19 protein-coding genes are annotated in these 19,640 nt (G+C 61.9%); 7 read left to right on the plus strand and 12 right to left on the minus strand.

Going from position 1 to position 19,640, the window contains the following annotated elements; all coding sequences use genetic code 11:
• The first annotated feature begins 180 nt into the window (after positions 1–180).
• Positions 181–2,352 carry a malate synthase G gene (locus K8B33_RS01690; protein ID WP_223422589.1) on the plus strand — a complete coding sequence of 724 codons (2,172 nt, stop codon included), beginning with the start codon at positions 181–183 and terminating at the stop codon, positions 2,350–2,352.
• A gap of 21 nt (positions 2,353–2,373) precedes the next feature.
• Here the strand turns inward: K8B33_RS01690 and K8B33_RS01695 are convergent, their stop codons facing one another.
• Positions 2,374–3,171 carry a type II and III secretion system protein gene (locus K8B33_RS01695; protein WP_223422592.1) on the minus strand — a complete coding sequence of 266 codons (798 nt, stop codon included), beginning with the start codon at positions 3,169–3,171 and terminating at the stop codon, positions 2,374–2,376.
• Positions 3,172–3,230: 59 nt separating this feature from the next.
• Here K8B33_RS01695 and trmB point away from each other — a divergent pair, with 59 nt between their 5' ends.
• A complete protein-coding gene (gene trmB, locus K8B33_RS01700) occupies positions 3,231–3,899 on the plus strand; it encodes a tRNA (guanine(46)-N(7))-methyltransferase TrmB (protein ID WP_223422594.1) in 669 nt (222 codons plus the stop codon).
• A 185-nt stretch (positions 3,900–4,084) separates the two neighbouring features.
• Positions 4,085–5,110 (plus strand): hypothetical protein, encoded by a 1,026-nt coding sequence (locus K8B33_RS01705; protein ID WP_223422596.1) that lies wholly within the window; start codon positions 4,085–4,087, stop codon positions 5,108–5,110.
• A gap of 93 nt (positions 5,111–5,203) precedes the next feature.
• Here K8B33_RS01705 and K8B33_RS01710 read toward each other — a convergent pair whose 3' ends face one another.
• The 9 genes from K8B33_RS01710 to K8B33_RS01750 all read right to left on the minus strand — a co-directional run bounded on the left by K8B33_RS01710 (position 5,204) and on the right by K8B33_RS01750 (position 15,607).
• On the minus strand, positions 5,204–6,958 hold the full coding sequence (locus K8B33_RS01710) for a toxin-antitoxin system YwqK family antitoxin (protein ID WP_223422599.1): 1,755 nt from the start codon (positions 6,956–6,958) through the stop codon (positions 5,204–5,206).
• Positions 6,955–9,279 carry a hypothetical protein gene (locus K8B33_RS01715; RefSeq protein ID WP_223422601.1) on the minus strand — a complete coding sequence of 775 codons (2,325 nt, stop codon included), beginning with the start codon at positions 9,277–9,279 and terminating at the stop codon, positions 6,955–6,957. Before K8B33_RS01715 ends, K8B33_RS01710 begins: the two co-directional genes overlap by 4 nt.
• Before the next feature lie 177 nt (positions 9,280–9,456).
• A complete protein-coding gene (locus K8B33_RS01720) occupies positions 9,457–9,996 on the minus strand; it encodes a DUF7931 domain-containing protein (protein WP_223422604.1) in 540 nt (179 codons plus the stop codon).
• Positions 9,997–10,098: 102 nt separating this feature from the next.
• Entirely contained in the window at positions 10,099–10,530 is a 432-nt protein-coding gene (locus K8B33_RS01725; RefSeq protein ID WP_223422606.1) for a GNAT family N-acetyltransferase, read from the minus strand.
• Between the two features lie 7 nt (positions 10,531–10,537).
• Complete coding sequence (locus tag K8B33_RS01730; RefSeq protein ID WP_223422608.1) at positions 10,538–11,680, minus strand: cupin domain-containing protein; 1,143 nt, start codon at positions 11,678–11,680, stop codon at positions 10,538–10,540.
• Positions 11,680–13,050 (minus strand): adenylosuccinate lyase, encoded by a 1,371-nt coding sequence (gene purB / locus K8B33_RS01735; protein ID WP_223422610.1) that lies wholly within the window; start codon positions 13,048–13,050, stop codon positions 11,680–11,682. Before purB ends, K8B33_RS01730 begins: the two co-directional genes overlap by 1 nt.
• 258 nt (positions 13,051–13,308) lie before the next feature.
• A complete protein-coding gene (hflD, locus tag K8B33_RS01740; RefSeq protein ID WP_223422612.1) occupies positions 13,309–13,944 on the minus strand; it encodes a high frequency lysogenization protein HflD in 636 nt (211 codons plus the stop codon).
• Positions 13,941–15,068: a tRNA 2-thiouridine(34) synthase MnmA gene (mnmA, locus tag K8B33_RS01745; protein ID WP_223424469.1), complete on the minus strand. Its 1,128-nt coding sequence runs from the start codon at positions 15,066–15,068 to the stop codon at positions 13,941–13,943. The genes hflD and mnmA overlap by 4 nt, the downstream gene beginning before the upstream one ends.
• A 41-nt stretch (positions 15,069–15,109) precedes the next feature.
• Positions 15,110–15,607, minus strand: a complete 498-nt coding sequence (locus K8B33_RS01750) for an NUDIX hydrolase (RefSeq protein WP_223422614.1) — start codon at positions 15,605–15,607, stop codon at positions 15,110–15,112.
• Between the two features lie 151 nt (positions 15,608–15,758).
• On the opposite strand from K8B33_RS01750, the gene moaC reads away from it, so the two are divergent.
• The 3 genes from moaC to K8B33_RS01765 are packed head-to-tail and all read left to right on the plus strand — an operon-like array spanning position 15,759 to position 17,033.
• Positions 15,759–16,256: a cyclic pyranopterin monophosphate synthase MoaC gene (gene moaC, locus K8B33_RS01755; RefSeq protein WP_223422616.1), complete on the plus strand. Its 498-nt coding sequence runs from the start codon at positions 15,759–15,761 to the stop codon at positions 16,254–16,256.
• Positions 16,253–16,510, plus strand: coding sequence for a molybdopterin converting factor subunit 1 (gene moaD / locus K8B33_RS01760; RefSeq protein ID WP_223422618.1), 258 nt, complete (start codon positions 16,253–16,255; stop codon positions 16,508–16,510). The genes moaC and moaD overlap by 4 nt, the downstream gene beginning before the upstream one ends.
• Before the next feature lie 7 nt (positions 16,511–16,517).
• Positions 16,518–17,033, plus strand: a complete 516-nt coding sequence (locus tag K8B33_RS01765; RefSeq protein WP_223422620.1) for a molybdenum cofactor biosynthesis protein MoaE — start codon at positions 16,518–16,520, stop codon at positions 17,031–17,033.
• On the opposite strand, the gene K8B33_RS01770 is transcribed toward K8B33_RS01765, so the two are convergent.
• On the minus strand, positions 16,936–17,583 hold the full coding sequence (locus tag K8B33_RS01770; protein ID WP_223422622.1) for a pseudouridine synthase: 648 nt from the start codon (positions 17,581–17,583) through the stop codon (positions 16,936–16,938). The genes K8B33_RS01765 and K8B33_RS01770 overlap by 98 nt on opposite strands.
• 172 nt (positions 17,584–17,755) lie before the next feature.
• Between K8B33_RS01770 and icd the strand changes: the two genes are divergently transcribed.
• Positions 17,756–19,018, plus strand: coding sequence for an NADP-dependent isocitrate dehydrogenase (icd, locus tag K8B33_RS01775; protein ID WP_223422624.1), 1,263 nt, complete (start codon positions 17,756–17,758; stop codon positions 19,016–19,018).
• 7 nt (positions 19,019–19,025) lie between these two features.
• Here icd and K8B33_RS16175 read toward each other — a convergent pair whose 3' ends face one another.
• The gene (locus tag K8B33_RS16175) at positions 19,026–19,391 is read right to left on the minus strand and encodes a cold shock domain-containing protein (protein ID WP_317846181.1); all 366 of its coding nucleotides are present in this window, start codon (positions 19,389–19,391) and stop codon (positions 19,026–19,028) included.
• Positions 19,392–19,640: the final 249 nt, after the last annotated feature.

The following is a 19,640-nucleotide window of genomic DNA, read 5'->3' on the forward strand; positions in this document are numbered from 1 at the left end:
GCGGCTTTGATTCAACTGACTGCCGGGTCAGGGCAATGACCGCCATCCGGCGCATGAATTGCTGCGGGGTTTCCGTTAAAATCGCCGCTTTCCGCGTGTCGGGTGGCTGAATCAGCACCGCCATCCGCGTTCACCACCGACACATGTACCTTGCTTCTTGACCGAAAGGGTAGCAGCACTATGACCGATCGCATTCGCCAGGGCGCTCTCGAAATCGCCCCCGTTCTCTACGATCTCGTTGAAAAAGAGATTGCTCCGGGCACCGGTGTCGACACCGCCCGGTTCTGGGCCGAACTGGAAAAAATCCTGACCGACCTGGTACCGAAGAACAAGGCGCTGCTGGCCAAGCGTGATGAGCTTCAGACGCGCATTGATGCCTGGCATCAGGCGCGCAAGGGCCAGAAGATCGACATGGCCGAGTACAAGGCGTTCCTGACCGAGATCGGCTATCTGTTGCCGGAAGGTGACGATTTCCAGATCAGCACGGAAAACGTGGACGCTGAAGTCGCCCGCATTGCCGGCCCGCAGCTGGTGGTGCCGGTGATGAATGCACGCTTCTCCCTGAACGCGGCCAACGCGCGCTGGGGCAGCCTGTATGACGCGCTTTACGGCGGCGACGTGATTTCCGAAGACGGCGGCGCTGAGCGTGGCGGTGCCTATAACCCGAAACGTGGCGCCAAAGTCATTGAATGGGCGCGCAACTTCCTTGATCAGTCCGCACCGCTGGCGCAGGGCTCACACAAGGACGCCACCGGTTACGCCATCGTTGACGGCGCGCTTGTAGTGCGCACCGCTAACGGAGAAACCGGGCTTCAGGAGCCGGCACAACTGGTCGGTTACGTTGGTGATGCCGCCAGCCCCACCGGCATTCTGGTACGCCGCAACGACCTGCACGTGGAAATCCAGTTTGACGCCAGCCATCCGATTGGCGCGGAAGACAAGGCGCACATCAAGGATTTGCTGCTGGAATCCGCGATTACCGCGATCCAGGACTGCGAAGACTCCGTGGCCGCCGTCGATGCGGATGACAAGACCGTGGTCTACCGCAACTGGCTGGGCCTGATGAAAGGCGACCTGCAGGAATCCTTCCAGAAAGGCGGCAAGACCCTGACCCGCAAGCTGAACGCAGATCGCGAGTACACCGCAGCGGATGGTGGCAAGCTGGTGTTGCCGGGCCGCTCCCTGTTGCTGGTGCGCAACGTCGGTCACCTGATGACCAACAATGCCGTGTTATTCAACGGTGAAGAAGTGCCTGAGGGCATTCTGGATGGCATGGTCACGGTGCTGGCCGCCATGCACGACCTGCAGAAGCAGGACGGCGCGCGCAACAGCCGTACCGGCTCCGTGTATATCGTGAAGCCGAAGATGCACGGCCCTGAAGAAGTCGCCTTTGCGGTGGAGCTGTTCGGTCGCGTGGAAGACGCGCTGGGCCTGGCACGCAACACCCTGAAGATCGGCATCATGGATGAAGAGCGCCGCACCACGGTGAATCTGAAAGCCTGTATCCGGGAAGCGAAGGAACGGGTGATCTTTATCAACACCGGCTTCCTGGATCGCACTGGTGATGAGATCCATACCTCCATGGAAGCTGGCGCCATGGTGCGCAAGGGCGGCATGAAGCAGCAGCCCTGGATCAATGCCTACGAAGACTGGAACGTGGATATCGGCCTGAACACCGGCCTCAAGGGGCGCGCGCAGATCGGCAAGGGCATGTGGGCCATGCCGGACGAAATGAAGGCGATGATGGAGGCCAAGATCGGCCATCCGAAAGCCGGCGCCAGCTGTGCCTGGGTACCGTCACCCACCGCAGCGACCCTGCATGTGACCCATTACCACCAGGTCAAGGTGGCGGACATTCAGGAGCAGCTCAAGCGCCGCGCCCGTGCCAGCCTGGACGATATCCTGACGGTGCCGCTGGCGCCGGACACCAACTGGTCTGCCGAAGAGATCAAGCAGGAACTGGACAACAACTGCCAGGGCATCCTCGGCTATGTGGTGCGCTGGATCGACCAGGGCGTCGGTTGCTCCAAGGTGCCAGACATCAACAATGTCGGCCTGATGGAAGACCGCGCGACACTGCGTATCTCCAGCCAGCATATTGCCAACTGGCTGCATCACGGTGTCTGCACCGCAGACCAGGTGATGGAGGCGATGAAGCGTATGGCTGCGGTGGTTGACGAGCAGAATGCGGCTGATCCTGCCTACCGCAAGATGGCGCCGGACTTCGACGGCAATGTCGCGTTCGAAGCGGCCTGCGAGCTGGTCTTCAAGGGCCGCGAGCAGCCCAGCGGCTACACCGAGCCCGTCCTGCACCGTCGCCGCCTGGAAGCCAAGGCCAAGTACGGACTGTAAGACCAGCGCCCTGGCGGGGTGCTACAGGACCTCGACCCGGACCTGCAGGGTGATCTCCTCACGGCCTGATTGGCGTTGACCGCCAGTCAGGCCCTGACGGGAGCCGCTATCCTCTTGCGTCAGCCCACCCAGATCATGCCATTGTCCCGGGGACAGCTGCAGTGTGCTGTGCGCCGACTGGGTGTGCATTTCTCCCGTATTCCTTTGCTCATCAAAACGCTGTTCTACTGTCAGCCGGATCTGACCGTCCGGCAACAGCTGGGGTGTCACGGCAATGCCCTGAAGCAGGGGTAATACGCTGGTGTTACCCGGCCCATAACCCGACAGTTGCAACAGATTGCCGCGATCAATAAATGCATCATGGCCGTCCAGCGTATTGATGCTGTAGTGGTCATCGCGCTGCTGTTGCTGGCGATCGCGCAGAATGACGACGTTGCCGCGTACATTGCCACGCTGATCCACAGACCCGCTCATTGATGCATCGTCTTGCTGACTGCTGCCACTGGCGCTGCGGCGCAGGCTGATGCGCACACTGCGTGGTGCCCGGTCGATATCTGCGATCAGTCGGGTGATGTCACTGAAACTCTCCGCTGTGGTGCGGATCACCAGCCGTCCCTGGTAGTGGCCAATGCTGCCGCCGGGGGCCAGCAAAGGCTCGATGAGTGGGATCAGAGCCTGCCCGCCGAGCGTGTCGACGATATGGGTTTCCATCCGCTCGCTGGACGCCGCCTGTGCACTGTGCGGGGTAAAAGGCATGTGCAGCAGCACGGCGGTAGCCAGAACTGCTGTCAGAAGTCTGCTCAGATGACGTCTGTTCATGATTTCTCCGTTATCATGCGTGCCGGTCCGTGAATACGGTCAGTGAATAAGGGTAACCCATGTTCGGCAATAGCAAACCGGTCGTCAGTAATCAGACCGGGATTCATCAGGATTTGTTCAGAACGGTGCAGCGCCATCTGACCCGCACCTGGCAGGCGCCGGTGGCGGAGCATACCAGAGCCGCCTTCGCCGAGGCGCTGGCCTGGTTGGCGGAGCGCCAGGATGCCCCGGTGATTCTGGACTCCGGGTGCGGCACCGCGCGTTCCTCTCGCTGGCTGGCCGCACAACACCCGGGCGCGGCAGTGATTGGAATAGACCAGTCCGCACACCGGCTGGCGCGCGGCCGTGATGCCGGGGCCCTGCCAGATAATCTGTTGTTGCTGCGCGCTGAGTGCGCCGATTTCTGGCGCCTGGCCGAGGAGGGCGGGTGGCGCCTGATGGCGCACTACCTGCTGTATCCGAATCCCTGGCCGAAGGCGGCCCATCTCAAGCGCCGCTGGCACGGGCACCCGGTATTTCCCTCATTGCTGAATCTCGGCGGCACGCTGGAAGTGCGCAGCAACTGGCCGATATATCTGCAGGAAATGCAGGCGGCTCTGGGCCAGGCGGCAATTCCGTCGACCCTGGACGAATTACCTGCTGACGCAGGGGAAGCCGTCACCGACTTCGAGCTGAAGTATCTCCATAGCGGGCATGCCCTGTGGCGTTTACAGGCACAGCTACCCTGATTCCTCACCGCGGGTTAACCCGTCTGGGGCATGGTCGCTCACCCGATCTGTCTTCTAGGCTGGCATGACTGACCAGCATAAAAGGAAGGCTCATCATGTCACATCGGGAAAATGACACAGGGATTGTTGCCGTATCAGGACAGCAGCCCCGATTGAATGTACTTCATTATTGCGGCGCCGCGCTCTTGGCTGCTGCCTTGAGCGCCTGCGGCGGCAGCTCCAGCAGCAGCGGCGGTGGCGGTTCCAGACCCGCACCGCCGATCACGGATGCGGCGCTGAACAGCGCCGATGATGTGGCGCGTCACGTCAGTATGATGGGCGCGGCTACCAGCTTTGATAGTGAGGAGGGTGAGGTAGATGAGCCCGAGCAGCGCGGGGGTAACATGCATCAGCCCGCTGCCCGGCTGGGCGGCGACGGCCCCGAGGTGGTGTCCTGTAATCAGGGCGGCACCATGACGATGGAAGAGTTCACTGCTTCCAGGGATACCCCCTACCATGACGGCAGCTTCGAGATATTCGTGACCGACTCCGACAACTGTCGTCAGGAATTTTCGGCGGGTCCCTTCTTCAGCAACAGTTTCAGCAACGGCAGATTCGAAGGTGGTGAAGCGCTGGACTACGCGGGCCCTGGCGAAGTGCTGTATGTGTTCATGGGGGATATGGAGACGGGCGTGCCGGTAACATCAGAGCTGGAAACGGATCAATTCCGTATCTTCTCCGAGATGCTCGGTGTGCAGTACATGTGTGAAGAGTGCGCGGGCACGGGTGTGTCAGAATTTGAAGTGTTCGTTGAAGCCCGCTTTGACGACGGTGACGGCGAGGTACGCATCAGGCTGGGTGCCGACGAGAATAATCGGTATGTCGGCAAGGAGACGGTCATCGAATCCCCCGGTGGCCTGACCGGCGACTTCATCACTGATCTGGAATTCGAGGGCGATGTCGGCTTCAGCACCGCTGCGTGCAACCTCGGCAGCGCATATTACCGGACTGACGGTGCACTGCGCGTTATCGAGTCAGTGACAGAAGCCGGTGATGGCACATTGGTCTACAGCGATACGGTGGATAGCGGGCGCGTCTTTATCAACGACAGCATTCAGGTGGATTTTGACGGTGGCGGCGATATCACCGTAACCCTCGGCGGCAACGCCACCAGCTACACGCGGGCTCAGCTGGAGGAGTTTGCGCTGCCCTGCGACATTCTGGGCGGTTGAGGTCATCGTCCATCCTGTATGACGGGTCTGGTTCGGACGGGCGGCACATCCCGCTCGCCTGAACCAGGCCTCTCTTTTATTCAGGCCTCTCTTTTATTCAGGATAATAGCTACCTACCGGTTCCCCCTCCTCATAATCTGTCACAGCAAACAGCCGCCCCTCGCGCGAGAAGCGATAAAATCTGCCTTCCGGCAGGCCGTTGCGATACTGGCCGATTTCCAGCGGATAGCCTGCAGGCTGTTCCCGGCGATAGGGCCCGTGCTGTTTACCCTGAAGGTAGTCGGTACGATGCACGTTGCCATCCCGATCCGTATCGAAGAAGCTGCCGTGCAGCATGTCCTTGTCGTAGGCGACGTCACTGATCAGCTCGCCCTCCGCGTTAAAGCGTTTCACGTTGCCGTGCCGCAGCCCGTCCTGGTGGTGGCCGATCTCCCGCACCTGGAACGTGCCGTCGTCCTGCTCTGCCTCAATGCGATACTCGCCGTGGCGCTTGCCGTTGCGATAAGTCTTGTGTGTGATCAGTCCATCGAAGTGTTCCCGTTCAATCCACGGGCCTTCGCGTTGGTCGTGTTGATATTCGCCCCGGCTGAGGATCACGCCGTTGTCGTCCCGCAGTTGATAGGCGCCGTGCAGCGCTCCGTGGACATAATGGCTTTCACTGACCCAGCCCTGGAAGGTGGTTTCACGCTGCGGGCCATCGCGTAGCCATCGTGTGTTGGCCTCGGCGCGAATGTCGCGCTGATAGTCGCCAGCAGAGCCGTCGTCGCTCTGGTGCATGATGATGCGCAGCGCATGGATATCCTTGTGCGGCGTCAACAGCTGCGTACGCGTGTGGGTCAGGCCGTCACTACGCTGCTGCCACTGCACGGAGGCAAGTGTCTCGCCGTCGGGCAGCTTGTGCTCAGCGTCGATATGGCTGGGTGTGCCCTGGGCGGAAAAGCGCCGTGACACATGCAGTGTACTGCCGTCACTGAACGGAATGACGCGCATCGCCTGTGAGGGCGTACCGTCGTCGCGGAACGTCTCCTGAAACGTCATATCGCCGTCGTCATTGATGTACTGCTGTACGCGCAGCTCGCCATTGGCATGCCAGCTCTGGCTTTCACCGCGACGCTGCCCGTTCACCAGCGTGTAGCGATCCCGGGGCGTGCCGTCATTGTGGAAGCTTTCATACAGGCCATGCCGTTGACCGGCTTCATAGTGTTGGCGGCGCACCAGCACACCTTCGTGGAAATACTCCGAGGCGCCATGCAGTTGGCCGTCGCGGCGCGTATAGCGTCGCTCGAGACGCCCCTGGGCATCACGGATGTCGTAGGTGCCGTCGACAACCTGACCGTGCTCGTAGGCGATCTCGCTGGCCAGGGCGCCAGTCTCCGGATGAAAGTTGCGGTGCAGGCCATGGGCCTGGCCCATGTGATAGTTCAGCTCTGCACGCAGGGCGCCGTCGCTGTTGTAGCGACGCACGGTGCCATGCAGACGCGCCATGCGGCGCTGGCCTTCAGCCAGCAAGGTGCCGTCTGGCGCGAAGTGCCGAAACGGGCCGTCGGATGTGCCGCTGAGGTCCGGTGCCGTTGACTGGTTTTCGCGGAACAGATTGCCGTCGGCGTAATGGATATGCTGCTGAAAGCGCGGCGCTGACGATGCATCGTCGTTATCCACCGCCGGGTAGGGGATGTCGGTGTAGTAGGCGCGCGTATCCGCGCCTTCAGCCGGTTGCATGGCGTCATTCAGCCAGATGCGCCGGGCTTCAGTGTGCAGGCCTTCTGCGGGCGCCGGCTCATCCGCGATAGCTGCAGCAGGGCAGCACAGGAGAGACAACAGCATCAATAAGCGTGCAGGGGGCATCATGGCTGCTCCGGTATGGCAGAGAGAGGCGCGAAGTGCAGGGACCACTGGCGAGTGACTTCACCTTCCGGGCGCGGGTAGCGAACGTGGCTGACCGGACCATGGAAACGCAGCAGGTTGTCCATGTCGGCAGCGTCCGCTAACGGGACTTCGCGCAGCGGAAAACCCAGCTCGTCCAGCGCATCGAATCCGCCCTGTGCCTGCGGACTGGCCGCGCGCAGGGCGGCGCAGTCCGGGGTGTCGGCAATGTGCAGGCCGCTGCGCCCCCGTGCCGTGACACACTCACTTTCCGCAACGGCTTCCGTGACGTAGGTGATGCGGGCCGGACAGCGCAGGGTGACCGTCACGTCCAGGTCGTGGAAGTGACGGATGATGTCATCGGCCGTGCGCAGTTCAGTGACCGGCGCATCGCTGCCGCTGAAGCTGACGGTGCTATCCAGATAGCCCGCCAACGGGTTGCCGTAGTAAAGCGCTTGCTCCTCCGGCTGCAACGCACACATACGTACGACAGCCGCGGGCGTGTCCGTCGGCCAGGGCAGGCGGAAGGTATCGCAATCCGTACATGTCGGCGTCAATGCTGCTACCCGTGCCGCCATATCCAGCCCGTCATCGGGCGGTGCGGGTGATGCCGGAGTGAGCCCGCTCGCAGGCATGCGATAACGACGGATATCGGATGTTTCCGGGTCCAGGTCATTGCCGTCGCGATACACCAGGGTATGCCGTTGCGTTGCTGCTTCACCGATGTATAACGCAATCCGTGTCGCTGGCGTTTCCGTGAGCAGGCGCACCTCATGGGTGGCGTTGTCGAGGGACAGAACGGTGACATCCGGGTTGAACAGGCCGTCCTCATCGTCCTGTGACGGATCAAGTTGCGCCAGTAACCAGGCAGGCAGATAGACCATGTCGAAGGGAATGATGTTGCCCTCCTGGTCCAGGGGTATTGCCGTCAGCGTGCGATTGCCCCGGAATACCAGATCGACGCCCTGGTCGTGCCAGCGTGCGTCGGCCAGCCCGGGTATCTTGTCGGCATTGCCGCCATGATCCAGGTGGGCCACCGGCAGTGGCTGCAACATCTCGATATCCAGATCCAGTTCAATGCGACCGAGGGTTTCGGCCAGATAGCCCGGTGTGCGAGGGTCGGGAATGATCACGGGGGCTGTTTCACTTTGCAGCCAGACCTGGTTGCTGTGGATATGTTGCTCGAAGCGTCGGTTGAGCAGCGTCTCGACGTGCAGTGGCGCACCGGCGTGATCAAGCAGGCGTGCTGCGCGCAGCGTCACCATGGGCATGTGGTAGCCGAACAACGGCAGGGGCTCGCTGTGCAAACGGATACTGTCGCCATCCTTGAGCCAGTAGCTGCTGTGCTGCAATGCCTGCAGTGCGTCAGTGTCTGTCGTCGTCAGATCTTTCAGCCAACGTAATTCGTGATCGTCGGGCACGCTGTAGTCCGGCGTCGCAAGTCGCTCGCTGACCCAGTCGGCTGCGGTAATCGCATCCTGATCATAAAAGCCGTAGCGGCTGAAGCGGGTGCTGGCGAGGCGAATCGCGTAGCTGAGGGGTGTGCCCTCGGGCTCGGAAGGCAGATACATGTGCAAACGCAGTTCCACCGGCCAGTCGCCATCACGGCGCAATATCATGCGCCCGCGCACCAGCGGTTGTTGCACTGTGTCGCCAGCCAGCGCGGTCGCGGGGTCACCGGCATCCAGTGACAGCAGCACCTCCTCATCGTCGAAGTCCAGTACCGTGATGCTCAGGCTCAGAGGCGTGCCGTCGCCCATGTCCCGGGTTTCTTCCCAGGATTGCCCGCGCTGGATATCTTGCGGCAGTCGCATCAACATCGGCGCCTGCTCATAGAGCGCGCCGAGGTTGTCCGGCATGCGCGCCATGATCCGGGCGTGGGCCGCCTCATTGCCGGGTTCAATCCTCTCGATGCCGCCGTCCGCATCAAGGTGCAGGTGCGTGCCGGCAAACATCCAGTCCAGCAGCGTGTTGAACTCTTCATCTTCCAGCATGTAGGGCGCAGGCGTGGCCGTGTTCAGACCACTGCCGTGGGGCGGGTTAATGCTGAACCATTTCGGCGTGACGTGGAGACGGCTGCGCTCGCCCTGACGGGAGGTGAAATAGTCCGCCTGCAGGATGGCTTCCGAGGTCAGTTCGCCGTGCATTCCCGGAGCGGATACGGTCTGGATCAGCAGATACTGGTCACTGAACGCCGGGCTATCTGTAGCGGGTTGGCAAGCAGCAAGACCAGCAACAAGACCAGCAACAAGAAGAGTGATCAGAAGAAACAGGAAGCCAGACAGCCGGCTCTGGTACGAATACATGGACGCTTCTCCGGGAAGTCTGCCCTGAAAGACAGGGGGGAATAGCAGCGCCGCGCATGATAACAACGGGAAAATGGATTATCAGTAACTGGTCGGCAAACTGGCTAAACACAGCATGCTTGAAGGCAAATGTTTGAAGACAAGTGTCTGAAGCCAAAGGTTTGAAACTAATGGCGACTAGAGATAAAGACGCCGCAGTTGTGCCGCTGGCCGGGCGCGCTGCCAGCGCTCTTCAAAATCCTGCAACAGATTGCGGGCCTGAAGTGGTGCTGACGGGCAGGCAGTGCCGTCGCTGAAGCGCTGCGCGTCATTGCGGGTAATCACGGCGCGCTCGTCAATCACCAGCCAGGCCTCCGGCCGCTGATCTTCCGGTTGCGCCTGGTGCAGGCTCAGATAGGACGGAAACTGCTGCGCGGAGCGGATCAGCTGATGGCCACGCTGCACCGCGTCGCGGGCGTCATTGAACAGCAGGCGCAGATGAAAGCGCGGATTGGCGCGCAATACCGGAGTCAGCAAACCGCTGACCTCTCGCATGCCAAGCCAGGGCGTGTCGAGTTCCGGTGCCTGAATGACAACGCTGCGACGCGCCTGGGGGAGTAGCTGCCGCAGAGCATGGTGAAAGTCAGCGAGGGTCGCCAGCAGGTGCTGGCCGGTTTCCTCGCCGATCAACCAGGAGGATGCCTGAGGCGGTGGGGGTGTGTCCGGTGGTGTGCTCATATCTGAAACCATGCCGCACTGCGATGAGGGCTGCAAGTGATGCAGCCGGGCTCATTTGCGGACATGTTTGCGGACATGTTGGTCGGCGGGCCAGCTGGCGTATCAGGCTTGTGCGAGTTCCTTGAACATCTGGCGATGGGGAATGTCGGCTTCCAGGAAAATACCGCCGGTTACCGAAAACCCGCAAGCTTCGTAAAAGCTGGTGGCATGGGTCTGGGCGTGCAGGAAAATTTCATCCATATCGCCGGCACGGGCATGCTCTTCCGCGGCGATAATCAGCGCTTTGCCGATACCCTGGTTGCGATACTGCTCCAGTACCGACAGCCGGCTCAACTGACCGCTGGGCATCAGGCGAATACAGCCCACCGGTTGCCCGGCATCGCCGAGCGCAAGAAAGTGGACGGAGTCCGCGTCAGCGCCATCCCACTCCATCTCTTCAGGAACGCGCTGCTCCTGAATGAATACGGTGTCACGAATCTGACGCAGGGCGGCTTCGTGCTCGGCCCAGCTGGTGCGGATTACGGTGAACGCCATGACTGCCTCACTCAAGGGAAACGAAAAAGCCTTGTTCAATCCATTCATTCAGCAACTCCAGACCGGTGCTTCCGGCATGCTCCATCAGGGCGCTCTGCTCATACAGACGCCGACTTGCAAGATAAGTGCCCAGTGCCTGCGCATCGGCAGGCAAGCTGTGGTGTTCGCCGTTGATCCATAGCCCGGTACTGTCTGCCAGCAAGCGGGTACTGCCGTGCCGTACCAGCGAGGCCCCGGGGGCGGCGGCGCGAATGTGCCCGGTATCTACCTCAAAATCAAGGCCATTATGGCGGGGCTCACTGAGAAGCTGCGCCAGCGCACACTCTGCGCGCGTGGGCGTGATCAATCCCAGCGCCTGTTGCGTCAGGGCCTGCGCGTCAGTCGCTGACAGGGTGCCCGGGGCGTCGGGCAAGCCCCGGCCGGCATCGGTGAACAGGGTGTCCGGCACCTCCGAGAGCACTTCATCGGTGATCCGCGCCAGCAGATCTGCGTGCCGCGGGGCGCGGAAGCCCACCGACCAGGTCACGCAGTCGTCATCTTCTGCCACGCCCCAGTGGGCGACGCCGGGCGGGACGTAGAGCACGTCACCGGGGCCCAGCAGGTGCTCCGAGGTGACCGGCATGTCTGCCAGCAGGCGCAGGCTCTCGTGGGGCTGCAGCGGTGTCGCGGCGTCACAGTGGGGGCCGAGCTTCCAGCGGCGATGCCCGGCGGCCTGAATCAGGAAGACATCATACTGGTCGAAGTGCGGGCCGACGCTGCCCCCTGTGACGGCATAGCTGATCATGATGTCTTCCAGGCGCCAGCCCGGCAGGAAGTCGAAGCTGTCCAGCATCAGCGACACTTCGGTGAGGCAGTAATCCACGGACTGCACCAGCAACGTCCAGTCCTTGTCCGGCAGCGTTTGCAGGTCTGCTTCGGAGAAGGGGCCGTGGCGTACGGACCAGGGCGTTTCCTGCGACGCCGCGCCTGCGCTGCTGCTGCCGAGGATGATGCGTGACTCCACGCTGTCTTCCAGCGCGAGGCCGGCCAGCACGTTCGGGTCCGGCACGTCCAGGCCTGTCGCCGACGCGGGCGCCAGCAGCGGCTGACGCTGCCAGTAATCGCGCAGAAACTCTGCCGCAGGGATCGGCAGGCGGAAACGCGGCAGCATCAGATGGCCCGCGCCTGGTCCGCCGCGTTCCCGGTGTAGCTGGCGGGCGTCATGGCTTTCAGTCGCTCGCGGGCGTCTTCGGGAATCTCGAGGCTGTCGATAAAGGTGGCCAGTGCCTCCCGGGTGATCGCCTTGCCGCGCGTCAGCGCCTTGAGCTTTTCGTAGGGCTGCTCGATGCCATAGCGGCGCATCACGGTCTGGATCGGTTCGGCCAGGACTTCCCAGGCGTTATCCAGATCGTCGTCCAGGCGAGCGGCGTTGATTTCCAGCTTGCCGATGCCTTTCAGGGAGGCTTCGTAGGCGATCAGGCTGTGGCCCAGGCCGACGCCGACATTACGCAGCACGGTGGAATCCGTCAGGTCGCGCTGCCAGCGGGAGATCGGCAGCTTGGCCGCCAGATGATCCATCAGCGCATTGGCGATACCCAGGTTGCCTTCCGAATTCTCGAAGTCGATCGGGTTGACCTTGTGCGGCATGGTGGAGGAGCCGACTTCGCCCTCGACGGTGCGCTGTTTGAAATAGCCCAGCGAGATGTAGCTCCAGATATCGCGGTCGAAATCGAGGACCACAGTGTTGAAGCGCATCAGGGCGTGGAAATATTCCGCGACACAGTCGTGGGGTTCGATCTGGGTGGTGTAGGGGTTGAAGGTCAGACCCAGCCCCTCCACGAAGCCTTTCGCCAGGGCAGGCCAGTCGACATCCGGGTAGGCGGCAAGGTGCGCGTTGTAGTTGCCCACGGCACCGTTGATCTTGCCCAGCAGCGCCACGGCGGCGAACTGTTCCCGCTGCCGTTGCAGGCGTGCCACGACGTTGGCGAATTCCTTGCCCAGGGTGCTTGGCGATGCGGTCTGCCCGTGGGTGCGGGACAGCAGCGGCTGATCGGCAAACTGGTGTGCCAGGCGGCGCAGGGACTCGATGAGCTTGTCCATCACCGGCAGCAGCACCTTGCGCGCGTCCGCCAGCATGATGCTGTAGGAGAGGTTGTTGATGTCCTCGGAGGTGCAGGCGAAGTGCACGAACTCGCTGTTGCCGGCCAGCTCCGGGAACTCGGCCATCTTTTCCTTGATGTAGTACTCCACCGCTTTCACGTCGTGATTGGTGGTGGCTTCGATGGCCTTGACGCGCTGGGCGGCGGTCAGATCAAAACGGTCGGTGATCTGGCGCAGTTGATAGGCGGCATCCGCGCTCATCAGCGGCACTTCGGGAATGTCGCGGGCCTTGCACAGGGTCTCCAGCCAGCGAATTTCCACCAGCACGCGATTGCGGATCAGACCGTATTCACTGGTGGTCTGGCGCAGGGCGTCACACTTGCCGGCGTAGCGGCCGTCCACGGGAGAGATAGCAGTCAGGGTGTCGTGAATCTGGGACATCGTCGATGGCTCCTGGCGGGCACGGATAGCCCATGGGTCGGGCTGTGTCGAGAATGGCGCGCATGATACATCAAAGAGAGAGAGTGCGGCGAGTCAGCGCCCCCACGCCCCCCAACCGCAAACCACCCGCGTAGCATCAAATGATAAATTGCATTAGATATGCGCTGTAAGATATTGATTTAACGCGACTGTCGTAGGGTGTGCTGAGCCAACGGCGAAGCGCACCAACACCGCCGCCGTCGCACCTTCCCCAAAAAATCAATGCAAAGACTGCTTCAACACCGCATCCACCGCCGCCAACAGACGCGCACGCCGGAACACCAGATGCCAACGACGCCCCCCGGCCTGATGCCAGAGGAAGCCGGCGCGCACCCCGGTCAGGAAAGTGGCGCGAATGCGTGCGGCATTGTCCTCGTTGCGCAGATGGGTTGGCTCGCCCTGCACCTTGATACGGAATTTGAGTGTGCCGAGTGTGTCGACATAGATGCCCGCCAGACGGTGGCAGAACTCATCGGTTACCAGATCCGGGAAATGCGCCCGCTGGGCGTCCAGCGCCTCCAGCCGGTTGCGCAGGATCGTCATCAGGCTGTCGTCCTTGCGCAAACGCCCGGAGAGGTGCATCAGCGCCAGTGCATAACCCACCGGGCGTACCTTGTCGCGGCTCTGTTTGCCGGACAGCGCATCCCGCAACATGGAAAAGCCCGGCCGCAGATCGCCCAGGGCAGGGTAGACGTCCTCGTAGGACGCCGGCGCGAGATTCATGGTCCCGGACAGCAATGTGCGCAGCTGGTCGTTGGGGCATTCGCCGGTGCTGGCGATGCGGTCGGCAATCTGGCCCGCCTGGAAAATGGCGGCCAGGGCGATCACTTGATGAAGGTCTTCAGGTCTGTTCATGCGGTGGATTCTATCACGGCGCCGCCCAGACAGCGGTCACCATCGTAAAACACAACAGACTGGCCCGGGGTCACGGCGCGTTGTGGCACGTCGAAAACCACGTGCACACGGCCACTGTTCTGAAGCGAGTCGCTTGCTACTGTGACAGTGCAGCGCTGGTCCGGCTGCCGGTAGCGCGTCTTGGCGGTGAGTTGCGCGGGCAGCTCGGGCGGGGCGCCGGCAATCCAGTTCACCGGCCCGGTTTCCAGTTGCTGACTCTGCATCAACGGGTGATCGTGGCCCTGCACGGCAATCAGCACATTGCGCTCGAGATCCTTGGCCGCCACATACCAGGGCGACTCGTCGGCTCCCGGTCGGCCGCCGATGCCCAGCCCCTGACGCTGTCCCAGGGTGTAATACATCAACCCGGTGTGCTCGCCCAGCAGGGTGCCGTGATCGTCCTCGATGCGCCCGGGCTGCGCGGGAAGGTAGCGCTGCAGGAAATCCTTGAAGCGTCGTTCACCGATAAAGCAGATGCCTGTGGAATCCTTTTTCTTGTGATTGGCAAAGCCCTGTGCCTCGGCAATGCGCCGTACTTCAGGCTTGTGCAGCTCACCAAGGGGAAAGAGTGTGCGGCTGAACTTGTCGCCGCCGACCGCATGGAGGAAGTAGGTCTGATCCTTGTTGCCGTCCATCGCGCGCAATAACGTTGCCGGGCTGTCGGTGTGATGCGCCACCCGGGCGTAGTGGCCGGTGGCGATGCCGTCTGCGCCGAGCGTCATGGCGTGGTCCAGGAACGCCCGGAACTTCACTTCCTTGTTGCAGAGAATGTCCGGGTTGGGCGTGCGGCCGGCGCGGTACTCTTCCAGGAAGTGCTCGAATACCCGGTCCCAGTACTCAGCGGCAAAGTTGACGGTGTGCAACTCGATATCGAGCACCCCGGCCACTTGCATGGCGTCCAGCAGATCTTCCTGTGCCGTGCAGTATTCGGTGCCGTCGTCTTCGTTCCAGTTCTTCATGAACAGGCCTTCGACCCGGTACCCGGCGTCTTTCAACAGCCACGCTGCCACGGCCGAATCCACACCGCCGGACATGCCGACGATGATGCGCGTCTCCTGCGGTGTCTTGTCTGCCAGGGGGTTCATGTGCGGGCTCATGGGCGTATCCATCTGCAAGTTCACCAGGGTCATCGTTCCTGCAACGCCCAGGGATGCTCATAAATGACATCCAGTGGCAGCCGCTGGCCGGCGAGATAATCGTCCACGCAGCGCATCACCAGCGGGCTGCGGTGTTCCGCCTTCCTCTGCCGCAGGTCGTCAGCGGAGAGCCAGATCGCCTCGATAATGCCGCGATCCAGCCGCTGTCCGCGGTCATGTTTGAGCGGCTCGGCGATGAAGCAGTAGCGGTGATAGACCCCGGCGCGCGGATGCGGCTGGAAGATGTACATGCCCAGCAGGCCGGTGATCTTTACCTGCCAGGCGGTTTCTTCCAGGGTTTCCCGGAAGGCCGCCTGGGCCAGCAGTTCGCCGGCTTCCACATGTCCGGCAGGCTGGTTGATGACTTCCCGGGACGCGGCGCTGCCAGGGGCGGCGGCGCGTTCCTTCACCGTCTCCCTGACCATGAGAAAGCGGCCGTCCTGCTCGACCAGGGTTGCTACGGTAATATGGGGCGTGAAACTGTTCATGATTGACTCATTCCGGCGAGCGGGAGATGGTACACCACCCGGCCGACGAGCGGCCAGACAAGCGCCTCACAACCGGCTCACAACCGCCTTGATCCGTGTGGGCGCAGCGCAAGTGGCCAGAGACCAAGTGGCCAGAAACAAAGGACATCGCATGACCGACACATCACTCACACACCTGGATGCCCGCGGCCAGGCCTCCATGGTGGATGTCACCGACAAGCCCGAGACCGACCGCACCGCCCGCGCCATGGCCCGCATCCGCATGGCGCCGGCGACGCTGGCGCATATTCTGGACGGCCAGCACCCCAAGGGGGACGTCCTGGCGGTGGCGCGCATCGCTGGCATTCAGGCGGCCAAGAAGACCTGGGATCTGATTCCGCTGTGCCACCCGCTGCTGCTGACCCGTATCCGTGTGGAGATCACCCCCGAGGGCGATACGGCGCTGCTGATCCGGACAGAATGCCGGGTACGCGGTGTTACCGGCGTCGAGATGGAGGCCCTGACGGCGGCGTCCGTGGCGGCGCTGACGCTGTATGACATGTGCAAGGCGGTGGACCGCGGCATGGTCATCGAGGAGATATGTCTGCTTGAGAAGCAGGGCGGCCGCAGCGGCACCTGGCAGCGCGATGGCGCGGAGCCCCGCTCATGATTCGCATCCTCTTTTTTGCCAGCCTGCGAGAGCGACTCGGCGAGGCGGAAGTGACGCTGGCGCCCGCACCCGAATTGAAGACCGTGGCCGATGTTCGCGCCGCGCTGGCGGCACGCACCGATGGTCGCTGGGCGGAATTACTGAGCGTCGAGCAGCTCCTGCTCGCTGCCGTCAATGAAACCATGGCCCCCCCGGAAACTGCCGTGCAGGACGGTGATGTCGTGGCGTTCTTCCCACCGGTAACGGGGGGGTGACATGACCATGGCCGACACGATCTCGTCCGACCTGAACTCGCCTGACGGACCCTTCTGGCACCGCATTCAGACGGCGCCGATCGACTGCGGCGCGGCCCAGCAATGGCTGTCCGCTGATATCGTCGGCGCGGCGGGCGCCACGGTGCTGTTTACCGGCCAGGTGCGCAGTGAGCAGGGGCAGGTCTCTGCACTGTCTCTGGAGCATTACCCGGGCATGAGCGAGAAGGTGCTGGCCGGGCTGATCCGTGAGGTCGCACAACGCTGGCCGCTGCTGCGCGCGCTGGCCTGGCACCGTGTTGGCGATATGGGCGCGGGGGACGCCATTGTCGTGGTGGGCGTTGCCGCGGCCCATCGCCAGGCCGCTTTTGAGGCCTGCAGTTGCCTGATGGACCGGGTCAAGACGGAAGTGCCGCTGTGGAAGAAGGTCAGCGGCCCCGACGGGAGCGACTGGGTGGACGCCCGCGACGCGGATCTGGCCGCCGCCCGGCGCTGGCACGACTCGGGCGAGGCAGATGAACGCTGATTTCCCGGTGCATGCCGGGCAACAGCTTTTCATCGCCTGAATAGGCATCGCCAAGATGCCAGTCACCGATCTGCCAGCGCACCAGCCGCAGGGTAGGGCAGCCAATTGCCGCCGTCATGCGCCGCACCTGACGGTTACGGCCCTCGGTAATGGTGAGTCGCAGCCAGCTGTCCGGTACGGATTTGCGCTCCCGCACCGGTGGATCACGCGGCCATAGTGCTGGTGGCGGGATCAGGGCCACCTCTGCGGGGCGCGTTAGACCATCGTTCAATTGAACGCCATCGCGAAGTTGCTGAAGCTGTGCCGCGTCAGGAATGCCTTCCACCTGCACCAGATAGGTCTTCGGCAGATGGAATGTCGGCTGACTGATGCGCGCCTGCAGTGCACCGTCATCGGTCAGCAACAACAATCCTTCAGAGTCCCAGTCCAGGCGGCCCGCAGGATAAACGCCGGGGATGGCAATATAGTCCGCCAGCGTCGAGCGCCCGCTGCTGTCGGTGAATTGCGACAGCACCCGGAAGGGTTTATTGAACAGCACCAGGCGCGCCATGGCCAAATCTCCGCTGTCTGGCAAGTGTGTTATCGCGGGTTGTCCGGAAACTGCACGGCATGTCCGCAAAAGGTCAGGCAAGGTTGTCGCGCCGATGCTATAATCGCGCCTCTCGGGCTTACCCAGGCCCAGCTACCGAATTGTACGGTTATTTTCCAGAGGGAGTAGTTAGATGGGATACCAAAAGATCATGGTTCCGGCGGACGGCGACAAAATCACCGTTAATGCGGACCTATCCCTTAATGTACCGAATCACCCGATTATCCCCTATATCGAGGGTGATGGCATTGGCGTTGATATCTCACCCGTGATGATTGAAGTGGTCAATGCTGCAGTAGAGAAGGCGTACGGCACCAAGCGCGCCATCACATGGATGGAAATCTACGCAGGTGAAAAAGCGACCAAAGTGTATGGCCCCGATGTCTGGCTGCCTGAAGAAACACTGGAAGCGATGCGCGAATTTACGGTGGGCATCAAGGGCCCGCTGACGACCCCGGTAGGCGGGGGGATACGGTCCCTGAACGTCGCACTGCGTCAGGAACTCGATCTGTACACCTGCATGCGCCCGGTGCGCTGGTTCCCGGGTGTGCCCAGTCCGGTTACCCACCCTGAACTCACCGACATGATCATTTTCCGTGAAAACTCGGAAGATATTTACGCCGGCATCGAGTGGAAGGCTGACAGCCCCGACGCAACCAAGCTGATCCGTTTCCTGCGTGAAGAGATGGGCGTGACCCAGATTCGCTTCCCGGAAGGCTGTGGTATCGGTATCAAGCCGGTATCCCGCGAGGGGACCCAGCGGCTGGTGCGCAAGGCGATCCAGTACGCGATCGACAACGACAAGGACTCGGTGACCCTGGTTCACAAGGGCAACATCATGAAGTACACCGAGGGTGCCTTTAAAGACTGGGGCTATGAACTGGCCCAGGACCGCTTCGGCGCCGAGCTGCTGGATGGCGGCCCCTGGCTGACCCTGAAAAATCCCCGCACCGGTCGTGACATCGTTATCAAGGATGTCATCGCTGACGCCTTCCTGCAGCAGATCCTGATGCGCCCGGCAGATTACAGCGTGATTGCCACGTTGAACCTCAACGGTGACTACATCTCTGACGCGCTGGCTGCGGAAGTGGGCGGTATCGGTATCGCGCCGGGCGCCAACATCGGTGGCTCTGTGGCGCTGTTCGAAGCAACCCACGGTACTGCGCCCAAGTACGCGGGCCAGGACAAGGTGAACCCGGGTTCATTGATCCTGTCAGCAGAAATGATGCTGCGTCATATGGACTGGAACGAAGCGGCTGATCTGATCATTGCGGGCGTGGAAGGTGCTATTGCCGCGAAGACAGTGACGTATGACTTCGAGCGTCTCATGCCGGATGCAACGCTGCTGAAATGCTCCGAGTTCGGTGGTGCTGTCATACGACATATGGAACGGTAAGCGCGGCTTACCGTTCTGTGACCGGCGCTGCCGCCAGTGGCGGTGCGTCGGTGCTCTGGTCGGTACTCTGATTGGTACTCTGATTGGTGTTCTGGTCGGTGCTCTGATTAGTGTTCTGGCTGGTGCTTTCGGCAGCGGGGCTGCCTGTATCTTGTGTGGCGCCTGGCGCGTCGGCAGGTTTCAGGTTTACGGCGTGGTAGCCCTTGTTCGCCGCCTGCAACTCGTACTCCACCGGTTGCCCGGCCTTCAGGCTGCGGTAGCCGTCCATCTGGATGTAGGAGTAGTGGACAAACAGGTCTTCACCCCCGGCATCCGGGCGGATGAAGCCGTAGCCCTTCGCGTTGTTGAACCATTTTACCTTGCCCGTCGCCATGGTCCTTCTCTCTGTTACGTCTGCCGCTCCGATGGCAGTGCGATCCCCGTTATCTCCGCCCTCACGTGAATTCAGGTAAGCTGGTACCTGTGATGTGCAACATGAGGTGTCATTGACCGCACCCTGAAACTGAAAAGCCTGAGTCGTACAACTTTTAATCAACATGAAGGAAGAGTCAACCCCCGCCGGGCGGCTGGCTGATTGACGGGATGAGCACAGGATGCGCGTTCGGATGAAGGGGCTTGAAAA

The organism is Alcanivorax limicola (genome assembly GCF_019931215.1).
Lineage (GTDB): Bacteria > Pseudomonadota > Gammaproteobacteria > Pseudomonadales > Alcanivoracaceae > Isoalcanivorax > Isoalcanivorax limicola.

Bases quoted from the DNA above. Each gene is read 5' to 3' on its own strand.
- K8B33_RS01690 (WP_223422589.1), top strand. From the start codon at position 181: ATGACCGATCGCATTCGCCAGGGCGCTCTCGAAATCGCCCCCGTTCTC.
- K8B33_RS01695 (WP_223422592.1), bottom strand. From the start codon at position 3,171: ATGAACAGACGTCATCTGAGCAGACTTCTGACAGCAGTTCTGGCTACC.
- trmB (WP_223422594.1), top strand. From the start codon at position 3,231: ATGTTCGGCAATAGCAAACCGGTCGTCAGTAATCAGACCGGGATTCAT.
- K8B33_RS01710 (WP_223422599.1), bottom strand. From the start codon at position 6,958: ATGATGCCCCCTGCACGCTTATTGATGCTGTTGTCTCTCCTGTGCTGC.
- K8B33_RS01715 (WP_223422601.1), bottom strand. From the start codon at position 9,279: ATGTATTCGTACCAGAGCCGGCTGTCTGGCTTCCTGTTTCTTCTGATC.
- K8B33_RS01720 (WP_223422604.1), bottom strand. From the start codon at position 9,996: ATGAGCACACCACCGGACACACCCCCACCGCCTCAGGCATCCTCCTGG.
- K8B33_RS01725 (WP_223422606.1), bottom strand. From the start codon at position 10,530: ATGGCGTTCACCGTAATCCGCACCAGCTGGGCCGAGCACGAAGCCGCC.
- K8B33_RS01730 (WP_223422608.1), bottom strand. From the start codon at position 11,680: ATGCTGCCGCGTTTCCGCCTGCCGATCCCTGCGGCAGAGTTTCTGCGC.
- purB (WP_223422610.1), bottom strand. From the start codon at position 13,050: ATGTCCCAGATTCACGACACCCTGACTGCTATCTCTCCCGTGGACGGC.
- hflD (WP_223422612.1), bottom strand. From the start codon at position 13,944: ATGAACAGACCTGAAGACCTTCATCAAGTGATCGCCCTGGCCGCCATT.
- mnmA (WP_223424469.1), bottom strand. From the start codon at position 15,068: ATGAACCCCCTGGCAGACAAGACACCGCAGGAGACGCGCATCATCGTC.
- K8B33_RS01750 (WP_223422614.1), bottom strand. From the start codon at position 15,607: ATGAACAGTTTCACGCCCCATATTACCGTAGCAACCCTGGTCGAGCAG.
- moaC (WP_223422616.1), top strand. From the start codon at position 15,759: ATGACCGACACATCACTCACACACCTGGATGCCCGCGGCCAGGCCTCC.
- moaD (WP_223422618.1), top strand. From the start codon at position 16,253: ATGATTCGCATCCTCTTTTTTGCCAGCCTGCGAGAGCGACTCGGCGAG.
- K8B33_RS01765 (WP_223422620.1), top strand. From the start codon at position 16,518: ATGGCCGACACGATCTCGTCCGACCTGAACTCGCCTGACGGACCCTTC.
- K8B33_RS01770 (WP_223422622.1), bottom strand. From the start codon at position 17,583: ATGGCGCGCCTGGTGCTGTTCAATAAACCCTTCCGGGTGCTGTCGCAA.
- icd (WP_223422624.1), top strand. From the start codon at position 17,756: ATGGGATACCAAAAGATCATGGTTCCGGCGGACGGCGACAAAATCACC.
- K8B33_RS16175 (WP_317846181.1), bottom strand. From the start codon at position 19,391: ATGGCGACGGGCAAGGTAAAATGGTTCAACAACGCGAAGGGCTACGGC.